The sequence below is a fragment of the Actinotignum schaalii FB123-CNA-2 genome (genome assembly GCF_000411135.1).
GTDB lineage: Bacteria > Actinomycetota > Actinomycetes > Actinomycetales > Actinomycetaceae > Actinotignum > Actinotignum schaalii_A.
Window position 1 is genome coordinate 78217 of sequence record NZ_KE150263.1, and the last position, 16106, is coordinate 94322.

Below are 16106 nucleotides of genomic sequence, written 5' to 3' on the forward strand. Positions count from 1 at the left end.
ATGTGAAGCCCGTGCGTGCGCTAGCGCGCACGGGCTTCCCTACGCGAAAGGAAAAATATGAGGACTATTGAATCGCTCGGTGACCTCACCGGCAAGAAGGTTTTTGTTCGTTCTGATTTCAACGTTCCGCTGGATGGGGATCACATTACCGACGACGGCCGTATCCGCGCCGCGCTGCCCACCATCAAGCGTCTCCTCGATGCCAAGGCGAAGGTCATCGTTACCGCGCACCTGGGCCGGCCCAAGGGCGAACCGAAGCCGGAATTCTCCCTGGCTCCTGTCGCTAAGCGCCTCGGTGAACTCCTCGGCCGTGATGTTCCCCTCGCGGAAGATACCGTGGGTCCGGATGCTAAGGCTAAGATTGACGCCCTGAACGACGGCGATATTGTGCTGCTGCAGAACGTGCGCTACGACAAGCGTGAAGATTCCAAGGTTGATGCTGACCGTGAGGCTCTCGCAAAGGAATACGCTGCACTGGCCGATGTCTTCGTGTCCGACGGTTTCGGTGTTGTCCACCGCAAGCAGGCCTCGGTTTACGATATTGCAAAGTTGCTGCCTTCGGCTGCCGGCGAACTCGTTGCCAAGGAAATTAATTCGCTGTCCAAGGCCACCGCAAATCCGGAGCGTCCCTACACTGTGGTGCTCGGTGGCTCCAAGGTTTCCGATAAGATCGGCGTGATTGAGAACCTTCTGGATAAGGCGGATGTTCTCCTCATCGGCGGCGGTATGGCCTTTACCTTCCTGCGCGCCAAGGGCTATGAGATTGGCTCCTCGCTGTGCGAAGATGACCAGATCGACAAGGCCCGCGAGTACCTTGAAACCGCTTCCAATAAGGGCGTGGAGCTGCTCCTGCCGGTTGACGTTGTCGTCGCCGATAAGTTTGATAAGGATGCAGAATCCGAAATTGTTTCCGCTTCCGATATGCCCGCCAATGGCATGGGCCTGGACATCGGGCCGGAAACCGTATCTGAGTACGCGGAGAAGATCGCTTCCTCGAAGACGATCGTTTGGAATGGCCCCATGGGTGTCTTCGAGTTCCCGGCCTTCGCTGAGGGCACGAAGGGCGTTGCCCAGGCCATGCAGGATGCCGAAGGCTTCACCATCGTTGGTGGCGGTGACTCCGCGGCTGCCGTGCGCATCCTCGGTTTCGACGAAGAGAAGTTCAACCATATTTCCACCGGCGGTGGCGCTTCCCTCGAATTCCTCGAGGGTAAGACCCTGCCCGGTATCGCTGTTCTGGAGGATTAATGGCACGCACCCCCCTGATGGCGGGTAACTGGAAGATGAATATGGATCATCTTGAGGCTACCCACCTTGTGCAAAAAGTCGCGTGGACCCTGGATGATGCAGGTTTCACCTACGGTGATGTAGACGTGGCGGTTTTCGCCCCCTACACCGATCTGCGGTCTATCCAGACCCTGTGCGAATCGGATGAGCTCCGCATTGCCTACGGTGCTCAGGATGTGTCCGTGCATGACGAAGGCGCCTACACCGGTGAAATCTCCACCTCGATGCTTTCCAAGCTCGGGTGCAGCTACGTCATCGTGGGTCATTCGGAGCGGCGCGCCTACCACGGCGAAAGCAATGAACTCATTGGCCAGAAGGCACAGAAGGTTCTTGGCGCTGGCATGACGCCCATCGTCTGCTGCGGTGAGGAACTCGAGGTGCGTAAGGAAGGCCGGCACGTCGAGTACGTCGTCTCTCAGATTGATGAACTCTTCGCTGGTTTCCAGGCAGCGGATGTGGCCAAACTCGTTATCGCCTACGAACCCATCTGGGCTATTGGCACCGGTGAAGTGGCCACCCCGGAAGACGCCCAGGAAGTCTGCGGTGCCATCCGGGCTCGCATCGAGGAAACCTTCGGTGCGGAGGCAGCTGCTGCGGTTCGCATCCAGTACGGCGGATCGGTCAAGGCGGCTAACGTCCAGGAGATTATGGCCCAGCCTGATGTTGACGGTGCCCTCGTGGGTGGCGCCAGCCTCAAGGCGGAGGAATTCGCGAAGATCGTGATGTTCCGCGGCTAAAAAGGATAGCGGCTAGGAACGATCACCGCGGTGTACCGGCCTGGCCCTCGCGTGCGGGGTGGGATTCTTCCCACCCCGCACGTTTTATTTCCCGCTGGCCGGTGTCACCAGGTACACTAACCAAGGACTCTATTACTCTCCGGGTGCACGAAGCATCCGAAAGGACTGGAAATGAAAGCTTTGCTCATTACCTGCGAAGTACTTATGCTCATCACCAGCATCTTCCTCACGCTCTCCATCTTGCTGCACAAAGGCAAGGGCGGCGGTATCTCCGATATGTTCGGTGGAGGTATTTCCACGTCCATGCGTTCCTCCGGGGTAGCCGAGCGCAACCTCAACCGTATCACCGTGGTGCTGGCCCTCATCTGGGGCATTTCCATTATTCTTATTGGTCTCATTGTCAAGGTCGGCATCTAAGCCCGGAGAGTTTTTACAAGGCGTTAATATAGCCTTTAAGCGGCGGGGCCGGTACGTAGATATTACGTACCGGCCCCGCTTCGCACGCTGCTTCTCGCGGCTGAGTGCATCACGTTGCGTACAACAGCGCTATCCGTCTACGGCTGCAACAGGTTATACATCCACATCCGCGGGAGAATAATCCAGCAGGGGGAGTCCCTTAGTCAGAACCTCGCCGTAGGCGGTATCGGGATTGAGGTCGCGCAGATCCTCGATGAGCATCGCTTCAAGGCTGCGCACCGGCAAAGATACTTCCTGGGGAGCCCGGCCCGGGCGCAGCATCATGCCGTGATCATTGCCCGGGGTGCGATGCAGACTGAGGGCTGCGTCGTCGTTCAAGAAAATTTCCACGCCAGTAATCGGAGCGCCCTCCTGCGGCTCTATCTCCACCGGGACGTCGAGGCGCAGCCGCAGCCACGCGGCGAGCAAGAAAAGGGAGGAACGGTGCGGGCGCCCCCATACCTTCGCGCCGGTAATGGTGCGGCCCGGGAATTCATCGACCATGGAAGCGATGTAATTGCGCCACAGGGTGGTGCCCGCCCAGCCCAGGTCGGTATCCCCGGGAACGTAATTGGCGGAAAGATGCTGGAGCGCCAGAGCCGGATGATCGGCGGTGCGGGTGGTGGTAATGCGGCGCTGCGCGATGCGCCCGGCCTCGGTAGCCGCGGGGTTTTCCGGCATATTCTGAATCCACCACGTCACCACGGGAGTATCGGGGAGCAGCAGCGGGGTGACCAACGTATCCACATTCTCCGCGGCACCCGCGTGCGCGCGCAAAATAACGATCTCGGAAGCACCGGCCTCGGATCCGGTGCGGATTTCCGCATCGAGACGGGCGGTTTCCCCGGCTACCGGCAGTACCGCGATAATCCGCGAAGGATGGGCGCGAGAGGCTCCGGCCGCCGCTTCGAGAGCGTCGCGCACCCCACCCTCGGTATGCGCCACAATAATGAGGGTGAGGACCCTCCCGAGGGCTCCCACCCCGGAAGTTCCGCGCAATTGATCAAGCTGCTGGCCCACCTGGGCAGACGTGATATCGGCAATATGGTTAATCATGAAGCTTCCTCGGATCTTTCAGGTACGGGATAGGGTCCGCTGAGGGGTGCCGGCCTAGGGGCGGCGCCAGGCGTGGCCGTGGGCGGCGAGCATAGCATCGGCACCGGCCGGGCCCCAGGATCCGGGCGCGTAGGTTTCCAGTGACTCCGGATGAGCATCCCAATAGTTTTCCACCTGGTCAATAATCCGCCAGGACTCTTCCACCTCCCGAGTCTGCGGGAAAAGCGGCGGATCGCCCAGCAGCACGTCAAGAATAAGGCGCTCGTAAGCTTCCGGGGTGTACTCGGTAAAAGCGTGGCCGTAGGCGAAGTCCATGGTGACATCACGCAGGCGCATTTCGGAGCCGGGCACCTTGGAACCGAATTTAAAAGTGATACCTTCATTGGGCTGCACCCGGATAACCAGGGTGTTTTGGCCCAGTCCGGCCACGTCCGGGAAGGGCAGGAAGGGCGGATTGCGGAAGACCACCGCGATTTCCGAAACGCGCCGCCCGAGCCGCTTGCCGGTGCGCAGGTAGAACGGCACTCCGGACCAGCGCCGCGTCTCAATCCCCAGGGCAATGGCCCCGTAGGTATCGGTAATGGATTCGGCGGGGATACCGTCTTCTTCCCGGTAGCCGCGCACCCACTGGCCGCCCTGCCACCCGCTCGAATACTGTGCGCGCACCGAAGCCTGCGCCGGGCTCCCGAACAGGTGGGTAGCCTCGAGGACTTTCTCCTTTTCCGCGCGCAGGGCATCAGCGTGGAAAGAGGTTGGCTCCTCCATGGCGGTCAGAGCGAGCAGCTGAAGCAGGTGGTTTTGGATAACATCGCGGGTGGCCCCGATACCGTCGTAATATCCGGCGCGTGAGCCGATCCCAATATCTTCCGCCATGGTGATTTGCACGTGATCCACATGCGAAGAATTCCACAGCGGCTCGTAAAGCTCGTTAGCGAAACGCAGCGCCAAGATATTCTGGACCGTTTCTTTACCGAGGTAGTGGTCGATGCGGAAAACCGAATCATGGGGGAAGACCCCGCTCACCGAAGCATTGAGCTCACGCGCGGAAGCCATATCGTGCCCGAAAGGCTTCTCGATAACCACGCGCCGCCAGCTGCCCGGTGCCCCGCGGTTGAGCCCCGCGGAAGCGAGCCCTTCGGTCACGACCGGGAAAAGACTGGGTGGAATAGAGAGATAAAAGGCGAAATTCCCACCGGTACCGCGGGTGGCATCCACATCTGCCATCGTGGCGCCGATGGCACGGTAAAGTTCCGGATCGTTGTACTGGCCTTCTACCATCCGTAAACCGTCAAGGATCTGCGCCAGGGTGGTGGAGATGACGGGAGTTTGGGCGCCTTTGCGGATGGCCGCTTCCACACTGCGGGCCGCGTTCACGGGACGGCGCGCCACTCCGATAATGGAGAACGACGGCGGCAATAGTCCCCGATTCGCCAGGTCATAGAGAGCGGGAAGAATTTTGCGGTTCGCCAAGTCACCGGTGATGCCAAAAAGAACGATGCCGCAAGGGCCGGCCACCCGCTGGAGGCGGCGGTCAGCGACGGCACGGAGCGGATTACCTGAGATAGAAGCAACCATGAAATTCCTGTCGTGAAAAAGCTGGCGAGAATATGCGCCTGTCTTATGGTAGACGCTTGAGATGAAAAGGGGCACGGCCGTGTCCATCACGGTGTGCGGCTGGCTTCGGGAGCCATGAGTGCAGCCAGTTCGCGAGTGGAGGCTCCGAAGTCGAAACTGCAGCAACTAATCAAGGTCGCGCGGCCAAAAAAGACCACGCGACCTTGATCGTGCTAGGGGATTCTGTACAACAGCCGTGCTGCCTGGGTTTTAGGCGCGCGCCGCTTCGATGGATTCGAGGGCGGCGGAGACCACGTGCTCAGCGGTCATCCCGTATTCCTTCATGAGTTCACCACCGGGCCCGGATTCCCCGTAGGTATTGATACCCACACTGCGCCCGGCGTCCCCGACGTAGCCAGCCCATCCGAAGGTGGCGCCAGCTTCCACCGAGACCCGTGCCTTGACGTTGGGGAGAATCACCGCATCACGGTAGGCCCGATCCTGAGCTTCGAACCATTCCAGGCAGGGCAGCGAGATAACGCGCGCACCCACACCCTGCTCCGCGAGGATCTTCTGGGCGGCTACTGCCAGCTGCACTTCCGAACCGGTAGCCAGCAGCTGCACGTCAACGGTCCCGGTGGGGGAGTCCGCCAGCACGTAGCCGCCCTTGAGGACGCCTTCGGTGGAGGTCCCTCCCAGAATCGGCACGCCCTGCCGGGTGAGGATGAGGCCGGTAGGCCCGCCGTCGGCCTTCTCCAATGCCCCGCGCCACGCGGCAGCGGTTTCGTTCGCATCGGCCGGACGCACAATATTGAGGCGCGGGATGGCTCGGTAGGCCCACAGGTGTTCGATGGGCTGATGGGTGGGGCCGTCTTCGCCTACGCCCACCGAATCATGCGTCCACACAAAGATCGAGGGGATATTCATAATGGCCGCCAGGCGCGCCGCACCGCGCATGTAGTCGGAGAACACAAAGAAAGTTCCGCCGTAGGCGCGGGTGAGTCCATCGAGGGTAATTCCGTTAATGATCGCGCCCATGGCGAATTCACGGATACCGAAGTGGAGGGTACGTCCGTAAATATCACCGGAGAACATCTGCGAGGAACGATGCGCGGGCAGGAAGGACGGTTCGCCCTTCATCGTGGTGTTATTCGAGCCGGCCAGATCAGCCGAACCGCCCCACAATTCGGGGAGCACCGGGGCGAGGGCATTGAGCACCGCTCCGGAAGCCGCGCGAGTGGCGATACCCTTGGGATCCGGCTCCCAGCTCGGCAGCTTCTTTTCCCAGCCCTCCGGGAACTTCTTGGCCCGGATGCGGTCGTACAGTGCGGCTTCTTCCGGATGGGAGGCACGCCAGGCTTCGAAACGCGCATCCCAATCCTTCCGGGCCGCGGCTGCCCGCTCCGCCGCATTCTTGCGGGTGTGGGCGAGCACCTCATCGTCCAGCGGGAAATCAACATCCGGGTCGAAGCCCAGGATTTCCTTAGTAGCACGAATTTCTTCCACCCCCAGGGCCGAACCGTGCGAGGCGCCGGTATTCTGCTTGGTGGGCGCCGGCCAGGCAATAATGGTGGAGAGCTTAATAATAGAGGGCTTATCGGTAACCTGCTGAGCGGCCAGAATCGCATCGTAGAGCGCCTGGACATCCTCCTGGTAGGAACCATCCTCCTTAATCCAATTCACGTGCTGGGTGTGCCAGCCGTAGGCTTCGTAACGCGCCAGCACATCCTCACTGAAAGCAATGGAGGTATTGTCCTCAATGGAGATGCGGTTGTCATCATAAATGAGAATAAGATTCCCGAGCTCCTGAGTGCCGGCGAGCGAGCACGCCTCACTGGTCACGCCTTCCTGGAGGCAACCATCACCGGCAATCACGTACACAAAATGATCAAACACAGATTCACCGAGCGGGGTATCGCGGTCAAAAAGCCCGTGGGCGCGCCGGGAGGCCATCGCGAATCCCACCGCGGAGGCCAGGCCCTGGCCCAGCGGACCGGTGGTCATCTCCACACCGTTGGTATAGCCGTATTCAGGGTGGCCGGGAGTCTTCGAGTGGAGAGTACGCAAGGCCTTAATATCATCGAGTTCCAGACCGTAACCGGCCAGCAGGAGCTGATTGTATTGCGTGAGGGAGGAGTGCCCGGCCGAGAGAATAAAACGATCACGGCCCACCCACGCAGAATCTGCCGGATCGTGGTTCATGACCCGCTGGTAGAGCAGATAGGCCGCCGGAGCCAGGGACATAGCCGTTCCGGGATGCCCATTCCCAGTTTTTTGTACCGCATCCGCGGCCAGCAACCGGGTTGTGTCCACGGCCCGCTGATCGAGCTGCGACCATTCGAGCTTCGCCATTGAATTCTCCTAACATAAGGTTGTGGTTACATGAGATGTGCCACGCACTAGTCTACTGGTCACGCGGGTTTCGCGCGCCCGGGGTGCACCTCCGTTCGCGCCCGGCGCGAGACCCTGCGCGCCTAGCTATCGCGTCACTACCGCGCGGCTACCGCGCACCCGCGAAGGAGAATAGATGGCTGAACCCGGCACCCCACCCTTGCAGCGCGCTGTTGCGCAGTTCCTCGCCCATATCGGTGTCGAACGTGCCTTATCGCGCAATACCGTGGCCGCTTACCGGCGCGATTTGCGTAAATATCTTGCGCACCTCGATTCCCGCGGGGTCACCAACCCCGCTGAGGTACGCGAGGAGGACGTCGCCTCCTTTTCCGAAACGCTCACCGGTATGGCCCCGGCTTCTATTGCGCGGGCCGTGACCGCGGTGCGAGCTTTTCATACTTTTTTATACGACGACGGCGCTAGCCCGGCCAATCCGGCTAGCCGGGTGCGCCCCCCGAAACTCCCCGCGCGCCTGCCCGAAGCCCTGACAATTGCCGAAGTAACCGCCATGATCGAGGCAGCTGGGACCACCCCGCCTCCCCTGGGCCTGCGCGACCGTGCCCTCCTGGAGGTTCTCTACGGAACTGGAGCGCGGATCTCCGAAGCACTCGGGCTTAGCGCAGATGATATCGATACCGATACCGCCACGATTCGACTCTTCGGTAAGGGCCGCAAAGAACGCGTCGTGCCGCTGGGGCGCTACGCCCTGGAAGCACTGGATGCCTACATCACCCGAGCCCGCCCGGAGCTTGCCGCCCGCGGGAATGGAGTGACCAAGCTCTTCCTCAATACCCGCGGGCGGGCGCTTTCCCGCCAGAGCGCCTGGCTCATTATTCGCCAGGCTGCCGAGCGTGCCGGTCTTACCGCGCATGTTTCCCCGCATTCGCTGCGGCATTCTTTTGCTACTCACCTTCTCCAGGGCGGCGCGGATGTGCGGGTGGTTCAGGAGCTGCTCGGGCATTCCTCGGTGACCACCACCCAGATTTATACCCAGGTTTCCCCCGACGTGCTCAAGGAGGTGTATGCCACCTCGCACCCGCGGGCGCTGCGCAGCGAGTAGGAAGCGGGGTAGGCGCGGCGGCGTCGTTCTACGCTCTTCGCCAGAAATGGCACCGCAAGTCCTCCGAGTTTAGGTACCCTAGAGATGTGACCGAACAGAACGCGCTTTTTGAAACTGAGAACGTGGATTTTCCCGAACCGGAGCCCTTGAAAGAACACGGCCCGGCGCGCATTATTGCGATGTCGAACCAAAAGGGTGGCGTGGGGAAAACAACAACGTCGATTAACCTCGCCGCGGCGCTGGCCGGGTATGGACGGCGCGTTCTCATTGTGGATTTTGATCCGCAGGGCGCCGCCTCTGCCGGTCTTGGTATTAATGCCCGCGCGCTGGATCGCACCATTTATAACGAACTTATTGCCGCGAAACCGGATGTGCGGGGAATTATTCAGCATTCGAAAGTGGAGGGCCTAGATGTGGTCCCGGCCAATATTGACCTTTCCGCTGCCGAAATTGTGCTCATTAATGAAGTGGCACGCGAACAGGCTCTCAGCCGGGTGCTGCGCCCGGTTCTCGATGACTATGACGTCATCATTATTGACTGCCAGCCCTCCCTGGGCCTCCTCACTGTCAATGCCCTCACTGCCGCACACGGAGTTATTATCCCGTTAGAGGCGGAATATTTTGCCATGCGCGGGGTAGCACTGCTGACCGAACAGATCGGCCGGGTGCAAGATCGCCTTAATCCGCGGCTCACCATTGATGGAGTCCTCCTCACCATGGTGGATATGCGTACCCTCCACTCGCGCGATGTGATGAGATCCGTGCACGAAGGATTCGGGGATAAGGTCTACCACACCTATATTGCCCGTACCGTGAAGTTCCCCGATGCCTCGGTAGCCGGAGAACCTATCACCCAATACGCGCCCTCGCACCCGGGTGCGGTAGCTTATCGGAAGTTGGCGCGCGAAGTGATTGCCCGCGGTCAGAGTGCCTAAGCGGGAGTGGGCGTGACCACCCTTTTTGATGTCTCCTCCGATTTTGACGTTGATCTCGACGTGTATTCGGGGCCATTTTCGGTACTACTCTCCATGATTTCCAAGAAAAACTTGGATATTACCGAGGTGGCCTTGGCGGAAGTGACGGATGAGTTCATCGCCTGGATTCGGTCTCGGCCGGAGGTAGATCTATCTACCACCTCAGAATTTTTGGTCGTGGCCGCCACCCTCCTCGATATGAAACTAGCGCGCTTGCTGCCGCGCCACGAAAGCGAAGAAGAAGATTGGGAGCTCCTTGAACAGCGCGATCTTCTCTTCGCCAAGCTGCTCCAATACCGAGCCTTCAAAGAAGTGGCTCGGGATTTCGGAGCGCGCCTGGAGGAAACCGGGCGGCGGGTGGGCCGCGATGTTCCCCTCGAGGAAATGTACGCGAAAGCGCTTCCGGAGGTGCGCCTCCCGCTCGGTGTCATGGATCTGGCCCTACTGGCTGCCCGTGCTTTCACCCGTGATACTTCCGAACCGGTGGTTCGCCTGGAGCATTTGCACTCCCCGGTTGTTCCGGTTGCCAGTCAAATTTCCTACCTAGAAGAACGTTTTCGGGGTGGCGATTCTTTCACTTTTGCGCAGCTCTGCTCCGACGCTAGATCGGTGCAGGTAGTCGTGGCTCGTTTCTTGGCGGTCTTGGAATTGTTACGTCGGGGCGCGATAGCCGCCGAACAGGATGAGCCTTTGGGCGCGCTGGTGCTGCGTCCCACGCCGGCTGATGATCGCGGGGCGGCCGGTGCAGGCGACGTTGCCGCGGAATACGGCGAAGTGTCGCCAACCAGCGCGCTGAGCAGCGACTAGACTGGGCATCAGGGCGAGCACTGTGCGCGTGCCGCTCCGGATCCGGAAGCTTAAAGGAGAATCTGTGGCTGATCTTTGCCCCGCCACCGCACTTGAGGCGGTGCTTTTTGTGGCGGCCGCTCCGGTTCCTCTCGGTACTCTTGCCGAGGCGGTGGGTCTGAACGAAGCCGATACCCGCACCGAATTAGAAAATCTCGCGCGGGAGTACTGCAGTGGGCGCCCGCGCGGATTCGAATTGCGCGAAGCGGGAGGGGGGTGGCGTTTCTACACCAATCCGTTAGTATCGGACGTTGTTCTTGCCCACGTGACCCGCGGACAATCGGGTAAACTATCCACGCCGGCTTTGGAAACGCTGGCGGTGATCGCTTATCGGCAGCCTGTTACCCGCGCCCAGATCGCGGCCATTCGCGGTGTGAACGTTGATGGAGTTGTTCGTACGCTCGCCACTCGCGGCCTCATTGAAGAAGCGGGCACTACACCGTCCACCGGTGCAGTGCTGTATGTGACCACCCCGTATTTCCTCGAAGCCATGGGTATGAATTCCCTGGATGATCTGCCTCCGCTGGCGCCCTATCTGCCCGAAGCAACCGACCTTGATGATGTGGAAAGAGAAATAAGATGAGAGAACGCTTGCAAAAGATCCTGGCCCACGCGGGGGTGGGTTCCCGGCGCGCTTGCGAAGCGCTCATTGCCGAGGGGCGGGTGGCTGTGAACGGCGCCGTCGTGACCGAAATGGGAACGCGTGCGGATGCCGAACGTGACACCATCCACGTGGATGGTATGCCAATCGCCGTGAAACCCGATCTGCTGACCGTCGCGCTTTACAAGCCGCCGGGGGTTGTTTCTACCATGGATGATGATATGGGCCGCCCGAGCCTCGCCCAGTACGTGGAGAAATACGAGCAACGGCTCTACCACGTCGGGCGCCTGGACGAAGATACCGAGGGCCTTATTCTGCTCTCGAACGATGGCGAACTCACCCACCGGCTCACCCACCCCTCGTACGAGGTTCCCAAAACCTACGTGGCGCGAGTGGAAGGCCAGGTGACGCGTGGCCTCGCGCGAGTGTTGGAAAAGGGCATCACCCTGGAGGACGGCCCTATCCGGGTGGATAAATTCGTACTGCGGGAATCGCAGCCGCGCAATTCCATCGTGGAACTCACGTTGCATTCGGGCCGCAATCGGATTGTGCGTCGCATTATGGAAGAAGTGGGACACCCCGTTATGGAACTGGTGCGCACCCGTTTCGCCACTATTGATGCCGGGAGGTTGCGCCCCGGTAAAAGCAGGGTTATCGCAGGAAGTGAGCTCTCGGCCCTCATGCATTCGGTAGGGATGTGATGCGCGCCGGTTCGGTCCTTATTATCGGTTCGGGGTTGCTGGGCGCTTCCCTCGGACTGCGGCTACGGCTGCGCGATATCCCGGTGTATCTGGAGGATGCTTCTCCGCTCGCGGCGGCCCTCGCCCGTGATCTGGGGGCTGGGGAGGAGCCTCCGGAAGATGCCTGGGAGCCGAGCCTCGTGGTGGTTGCGGTTCCCCCGGATGTGACGGCGCAGGTGGTGAGCACGGCCCTGGATCGTTTCCCCACCGCGCTTGTCACCGATGTTGCCTCCGTGAAGGCTGTGGTGGCGGCTCGCCTTACCGCGCATCCCGAACGAGCCCGCTACGTGGGTTGCCATCCCATGGCAGGTCGGGAACGTTCCGGGGCGATCGCCGCGGATGCCGATCTTTTTGAGGGCCGCCCGTGGGTGATCTGCCCGCGCCCGGAGACCCGCGAAGAAGATATTGTGCGTTTGCGCACCCTGGCTTTGGATTGCGGAGCCATGCCGATTCTTGTGGAGGCAAAAGCGCATGATCGCGCCGTTGCCCTTGTCAGTCACGTTCCACAATTGGTGTCGTCCCTGCTGGCGGGCACGTTGAACGACGCCGCAGCTACCGAGCTGAGCCTCGCCGGCCAAGGTTTACGCGATATGACTCGGTTGGCCCATTCGGATCCGCAGCTATGGACCGCGATTATCGCCTGTAATTGCGCGGCGGTTGCTCCCGTTCTTCGCGATGTTGCCGAGCGTACCGGGCGCTTGGCGAGTGCTCTCGAAGCGGCCGCGGGTGCGGCGCGGGCACCCGGGCTGGCCCGGGCGGTTGCCGCGGTGGTCGCTGCAGGTGGGCGCGGGGTAGCGCGTATCCCCGGCAAACATGGGGGAGCTCCCCAGCGCTACACCGAAGTAACCGTCCTGGTTCCGGACCGCCCTGGTGAATTGGGCCGCCTCTTCACCGAGGTGGGTGAAATCGGCGTGAATATTGAAGATTTTTCTCTTGAACATTCCGTGTCCCAAAAAGTAGGGCGGGCACGGTTATCTGTAGCTCCGGCCGCTGCCCGGGATCTCACCGGAGCTCTCGCCGCGCGCCAGTGGCAAGCTTTTATTGAAGGAGGAGAGCATGAGTGAGATGGGCACATTGGGCATCCCACGCCCCGAGGCTGCGGGCTATCCCATTGCTATTGACGGACCCTCCGGCTCGGGTAAATCCACCGTGTCCCGCCAGGTTGCCCGGGAACTTGGGCTGCGCTACTTGGATACCGGGGCAATGTACCGCGCCGCGGCCTGGGCCGCGCAGCGTGCCGGCGTGGAGCTCACTGATGAGCCGGCCGTGACCGCCGTGGTGCGGGCAATGAAACTTGAGATGCCCCTCGATCCCGATCAACAGGTGATTAGCTGCGAAGGTGAAGATATAACCGCCGCTATTCGCGCTCCGGAGCTTTCCCGGGTAGTTTCCCAGGTGGCCGTGAATCTTGAGGTGCGAGCCGAACTCATTGCCCGGCAGCGGGCCATTATCGCAGCGCACCCGGACATTGTGGTGGAGGGGCGCGATATTACCAGCGTCGTCGCCCCCGATGCGCCCACAAAAATTCTTCTCACCGCATCGGAAGCAACACGTTTGGCACGGCGGGCCCGGGAGGTACGCGGAAGCGTAGCGCCCGCTGCCCTAGCAGCTACCCGCGCGGAAGTGAGCGAGCGGGACGCGAAGGACTCGACGGTCGCTTCTTTCCTGGAAGATCGCGATGGAGTCGTTACAATTGATTCTTCTCAGATGAGTATTGCGGACGTGGTAGCCGCGGTGCGAGCGCTGGCACAGGGCTCTCGAAAGGAACAGGAATGACTGAGGAATACCGTGATATGAGCACGGAGGGGACCACCCCGGACGATGCCGAACGCGTACTCCGGGCCGGTCTGGACGCCTACGATCTGGACGAAGCCGATCTGGCGCTCCTGGCCGGTGAGGAACCCCAGGAGCAGGCGGCTGCCCGCGCGCTACCCGTGGTGGCGGTTATTGGGCGCCCGAATGTGGGCAAGTCCTCCCTGGTGAATCGCATTGTTGGTAAGCGGGTGGCCGTGGTGCAGGACGTTCCGGGCGTGACCCGTGACCGGGTATCTTACGAAGCCGAGTGGGCGGATCGCCGCTTCCTCCTCATGGATACCGGCGGTTGGGAACGTGACGTTGCCGGTCTGGATCGCGATGTTGCCCTGCAGGCCGAAATTGCCATTGACCAGGCCGATGCCGTTATTTTCGTCGTGGATGCCACCGTGGGTATGACGGATACCGATGAAGCTCTGGTGCGGGTACTGCGCCGCTCGCGCAAGCCCGTGATTGTTGCGGCCAATAAAGTAGATTCGCCCCAGCAGGAACCGGATGCTGCTTATCTGTGGTCTTTAGGGCTAGGGGAGCCGTACCCGGTATCCGCTCTGCACGGGCGTGGCTCGGGAGATCTTCTCGACGTGGTCATCGGTGCGCTTCCCGCGGAACGCGAGGTACCGGCACGTCCCGTTCACCGCGGCCCGCGCCGGGTCGCGATTGTGGGGCGCCCGAATGTGGGCAAGTCCTCACTGCTCAACCAATTAGCTGGGGAAACCCGCGCCGTGGTGAGTGATATTGCCGGAACCACTCGCGATCCTGTTGACGAAGTCATTGAGCTAGACGGTACCCCGTGGACTTTTGTTGATACCGCTGGAATTCGCCGACGGGTTCACCAAACTCGCGGGGCCGATTATTACGCGAATCTGCGCACCCAGCGCGCGCTGGCGGAAGCCGAACTGGCCCTCGCCCTCATCGATGCCTCCGAGCCGCTCACCGAACAGGATATTCGGGTGATCCAGCAGGTGATTGACGCTGGGCGCGCCCTGGTCATCGTCTGCAATAAATGGGACGAAGTGGATGACGAACGTCGCTTCGAACTTGACCGCGAATTCGAGCGGGAGCTGGTTCAGATCCAGTGGGCCGCGCGCGTCAATCTTTCGGCAAAAACCGGATGGCATACCAATCGGCTCTCCAACGCCATGACCACTGCGCTGCGATCCTGGGACCAGCGTATTCCCACTGGCAAACTCAATGCTTTCCTCAGCGAATTGGCGGCCGCGCACCCGCATCCGGTACGCGGAGGCAAGCAGCCGCGTATCCTCTACGGCACCCAGGCTTCCACCCGTCCGCCGCGTTTCGTGCTTTTCGCCACCGGCTTCATCGAAGCAGGCTACCGGCGTTTCTTGGAAAATCGCTTGCGGGCCACTTTCGGTTTCGAAGGCTCCCCGCTTCAAATTTCGGTTCGGGTGCGCGAACGGCGCAAGAAGTAGCGGAGATGGGTACGACGGCGCAGCTAGCGGCGTCGTCGTACTTCCACCACCGGCAGGGACCGCGGCAGGAAAGCTCCCATCGCTGTCCCTGCCCACGGCGCTCCGGCTAGCGCGCCGAGCGCGGCAGTAGAACCTCCGGAACGCTCACGCCGGTGGAGCCGGCGATAGCGCTGATTTCTTCCGCGATGCCGTAAGCCACCGCTTCACGTGTTGCCGCACCCAGGCGTTCGGCGGGTGCGGTGACGGATACCGCTACCCGCTCGCCATTTTTCAAATCCACGGGAACCGCCACGCAAGCAATCCCCGCTTCGTTTTCTTCCACTTCCATACCCCAGCCGTAGCGGTGCACATGCTCGATACATTCTTCGATAGCGGCGCGGGTAGGGGGAGTGTCGGTGGGGACACTCAGGTACCAGTCAATTTCCGCGCCCGTCACGTTATTCGCGCCCAGGAGGGCACGCCCGAGCGCGGTGGTGACGGCCGGCGCATTACGCCCGATATAAGAAACCACTCGAATGGGCCGGTCTGGCTCCACCTTATCCAGGTAGGTGACAACTTGACCGGATAGCTTGCCCAGGTGCACCAACTCGTTAAAGCGGTGGCAAATAGCAACCAGGGCCGGGTGGAGTTGGTCCACCACGAATTGGGTGCGCGTAGTGTAGCGAATGATCGGATCGACGCCGTCCCCGAGGAAGTAGTAACCGTTGTCGGGATCTTGGTTCACCCAATCCCGGTAGCGCAGCGAACGCAGAGTGTGGTGGACCGTGGCCTTATTGGACTCTACCGCGGCCGCGATATCGGAGAGGGGGGCACCTTCCGGTCCGCGGCGTGCTAAAAACTCGACAACGAGCAATGCACGATCAATGGAGGAGAGCGGAGCGCGCTCCTCGGGGGAAGTACCGGACACCTCAAGCTCCTTTACTCAACGAGGGTATAACTGCAGGCCGGGAAAATTATACCGCGGGATTTCAATATGTGAAACATGGAAATGAGAGCATCAGGCAGTCAGTGTTGAATAAGAAAAGGCCCGAAATCCGAATACTTCATACGTCGCTCAGGGGTGCCGTCCGGAATGAAAATGAGGTACAATCATTTCATACGTGCGAACGGGCGTTTCACGTAAAGAAACATACGGGTGCGGGGGTGCCTGGCCGGTTCGTCG

The 16106-nt window shown here is 60.9% G+C and carries 15 protein-coding genes; 11 read left to right on the forward strand and 4 right to left on the reverse strand.

Annotated elements, in window-relative coordinates; all coding sequences use genetic code 11:
* The first annotated feature begins 57 nt into the window (after positions 1 to 57).
* The 3 genes from HMPREF9237_RS05585 (at position 58) to secG (ending at position 2441) form a co-directional block, all read left to right on the forward strand.
* Complete coding sequence (locus tag HMPREF9237_RS05585) at positions 58 to 1248, forward strand: phosphoglycerate kinase (RefSeq protein WP_016442758.1); 1191 nt, start codon at positions 58 to 60, stop codon at positions 1246 to 1248.
* Positions 1248 to 2024: a triose-phosphate isomerase gene (gene tpiA, locus HMPREF9237_RS05590; RefSeq protein WP_016442759.1), complete on the forward strand. Its 777-nt coding sequence runs from the start codon at positions 1248 to 1250 to the stop codon at positions 2022 to 2024. Before HMPREF9237_RS05585 ends, tpiA begins: the two co-directional genes overlap by 1 nt.
* A 171-nt stretch (positions 2025 to 2195) precedes the next feature.
* Positions 2196 to 2441, forward strand: coding sequence for a preprotein translocase subunit SecG (gene secG / locus HMPREF9237_RS05595; RefSeq protein WP_016442760.1), 246 nt, complete (start codon positions 2196 to 2198; stop codon positions 2439 to 2441).
* A gap of 153 nt (positions 2442 to 2594) precedes the next feature.
* On the opposite strand, the gene HMPREF9237_RS05600 is transcribed toward secG, so the two are convergent.
* The 3 genes from HMPREF9237_RS05600 to tkt form a co-directional block, all read right to left on the reverse strand.
* Entirely contained in the window at positions 2595 to 3536 is a 942-nt protein-coding gene (locus HMPREF9237_RS05600; protein ID WP_016442761.1) for a glucose-6-phosphate dehydrogenase assembly protein OpcA, read from the reverse strand.
* A 54-nt stretch (positions 3537 to 3590) separates the two neighbouring features.
* Positions 3591 to 5111, reverse strand: coding sequence for a glucose-6-phosphate dehydrogenase (gene zwf / locus HMPREF9237_RS05605; protein WP_016442762.1), 1521 nt, complete (start codon positions 5109 to 5111; stop codon positions 3591 to 3593).
* Between the two features lie 249 nt (positions 5112 to 5360).
* Positions 5361 to 7442, reverse strand: a complete 2082-nt coding sequence (gene tkt / locus HMPREF9237_RS05610; RefSeq protein WP_016442763.1) for a transketolase — start codon at positions 7440 to 7442, stop codon at positions 5361 to 5363.
* A 175-nt stretch (positions 7443 to 7617) separates the two neighbouring features.
* Here tkt and xerD point away from each other — a divergent pair, with 175 nt between their 5' ends.
* The 8 genes from xerD (at position 7618) to der (ending at position 14944) form a co-directional block, all read left to right on the forward strand.
* The gene (gene xerD / locus HMPREF9237_RS05615) at positions 7618 to 8541 is read left to right on the forward strand and encodes a site-specific tyrosine recombinase XerD (RefSeq protein WP_016442764.1); all 924 of its coding nucleotides are present in this window, start codon (positions 7618 to 7620) and stop codon (positions 8539 to 8541) included.
* Between the two features lie 86 nt (positions 8542 to 8627).
* Positions 8628 to 9476 (forward strand): ParA family protein, encoded by an 849-nt coding sequence (locus HMPREF9237_RS05620; RefSeq protein ID WP_016442765.1) that lies wholly within the window; start codon positions 8628 to 8630, stop codon positions 9474 to 9476.
* A gap of 12 nt (positions 9477 to 9488) precedes the next feature.
* Positions 9489 to 10322 carry a segregation and condensation protein A gene (locus HMPREF9237_RS05625; RefSeq protein ID WP_016442766.1) on the forward strand — a complete coding sequence of 278 codons (834 nt, stop codon included), beginning with the start codon at positions 9489 to 9491 and terminating at the stop codon, positions 10320 to 10322.
* Positions 10323 to 10386: 64 nt separating this feature from the next.
* Positions 10387 to 10944: an SMC-Scp complex subunit ScpB gene (gene scpB, locus HMPREF9237_RS05630; RefSeq protein ID WP_016442767.1), complete on the forward strand. Its 558-nt coding sequence runs from the start codon at positions 10387 to 10389 to the stop codon at positions 10942 to 10944.
* Positions 10941 to 11663: a pseudouridine synthase gene (locus HMPREF9237_RS05635; RefSeq protein WP_016442768.1), complete on the forward strand. Its 723-nt coding sequence runs from the start codon at positions 10941 to 10943 to the stop codon at positions 11661 to 11663. The genes scpB and HMPREF9237_RS05635 overlap by 4 nt, the downstream gene beginning before the upstream one ends.
* Positions 11663 to 12766, forward strand: coding sequence for a prephenate dehydrogenase (locus HMPREF9237_RS05640; RefSeq protein WP_016442769.1), 1104 nt, complete (start codon positions 11663 to 11665; stop codon positions 12764 to 12766). The genes HMPREF9237_RS05635 and HMPREF9237_RS05640 overlap by 1 nt, the downstream gene beginning before the upstream one ends.
* Entirely contained in the window at positions 12759 to 13478 is a 720-nt protein-coding gene (cmk, locus tag HMPREF9237_RS05645; RefSeq protein WP_016442770.1) for a (d)CMP kinase, read from the forward strand. Before HMPREF9237_RS05640 ends, cmk begins: the two co-directional genes overlap by 8 nt.
* Positions 13475 to 14944 carry a ribosome biogenesis GTPase Der gene (gene der, locus HMPREF9237_RS05650; RefSeq protein WP_016442771.1) on the forward strand — a complete coding sequence of 490 codons (1470 nt, stop codon included), beginning with the start codon at positions 13475 to 13477 and terminating at the stop codon, positions 14942 to 14944. The genes cmk and der overlap by 4 nt, the downstream gene beginning before the upstream one ends.
* Positions 14945 to 15050: 106 nt before the next feature.
* Here der and HMPREF9237_RS08960 read toward each other — a convergent pair whose 3' ends face one another.
* Positions 15051 to 15851: an IclR family transcriptional regulator gene (locus tag HMPREF9237_RS08960; RefSeq protein WP_016442772.1), complete on the reverse strand. Its 801-nt coding sequence runs from the start codon at positions 15849 to 15851 to the stop codon at positions 15051 to 15053.
* Positions 15852 to 16106: the final 255 nt, after the last annotated feature.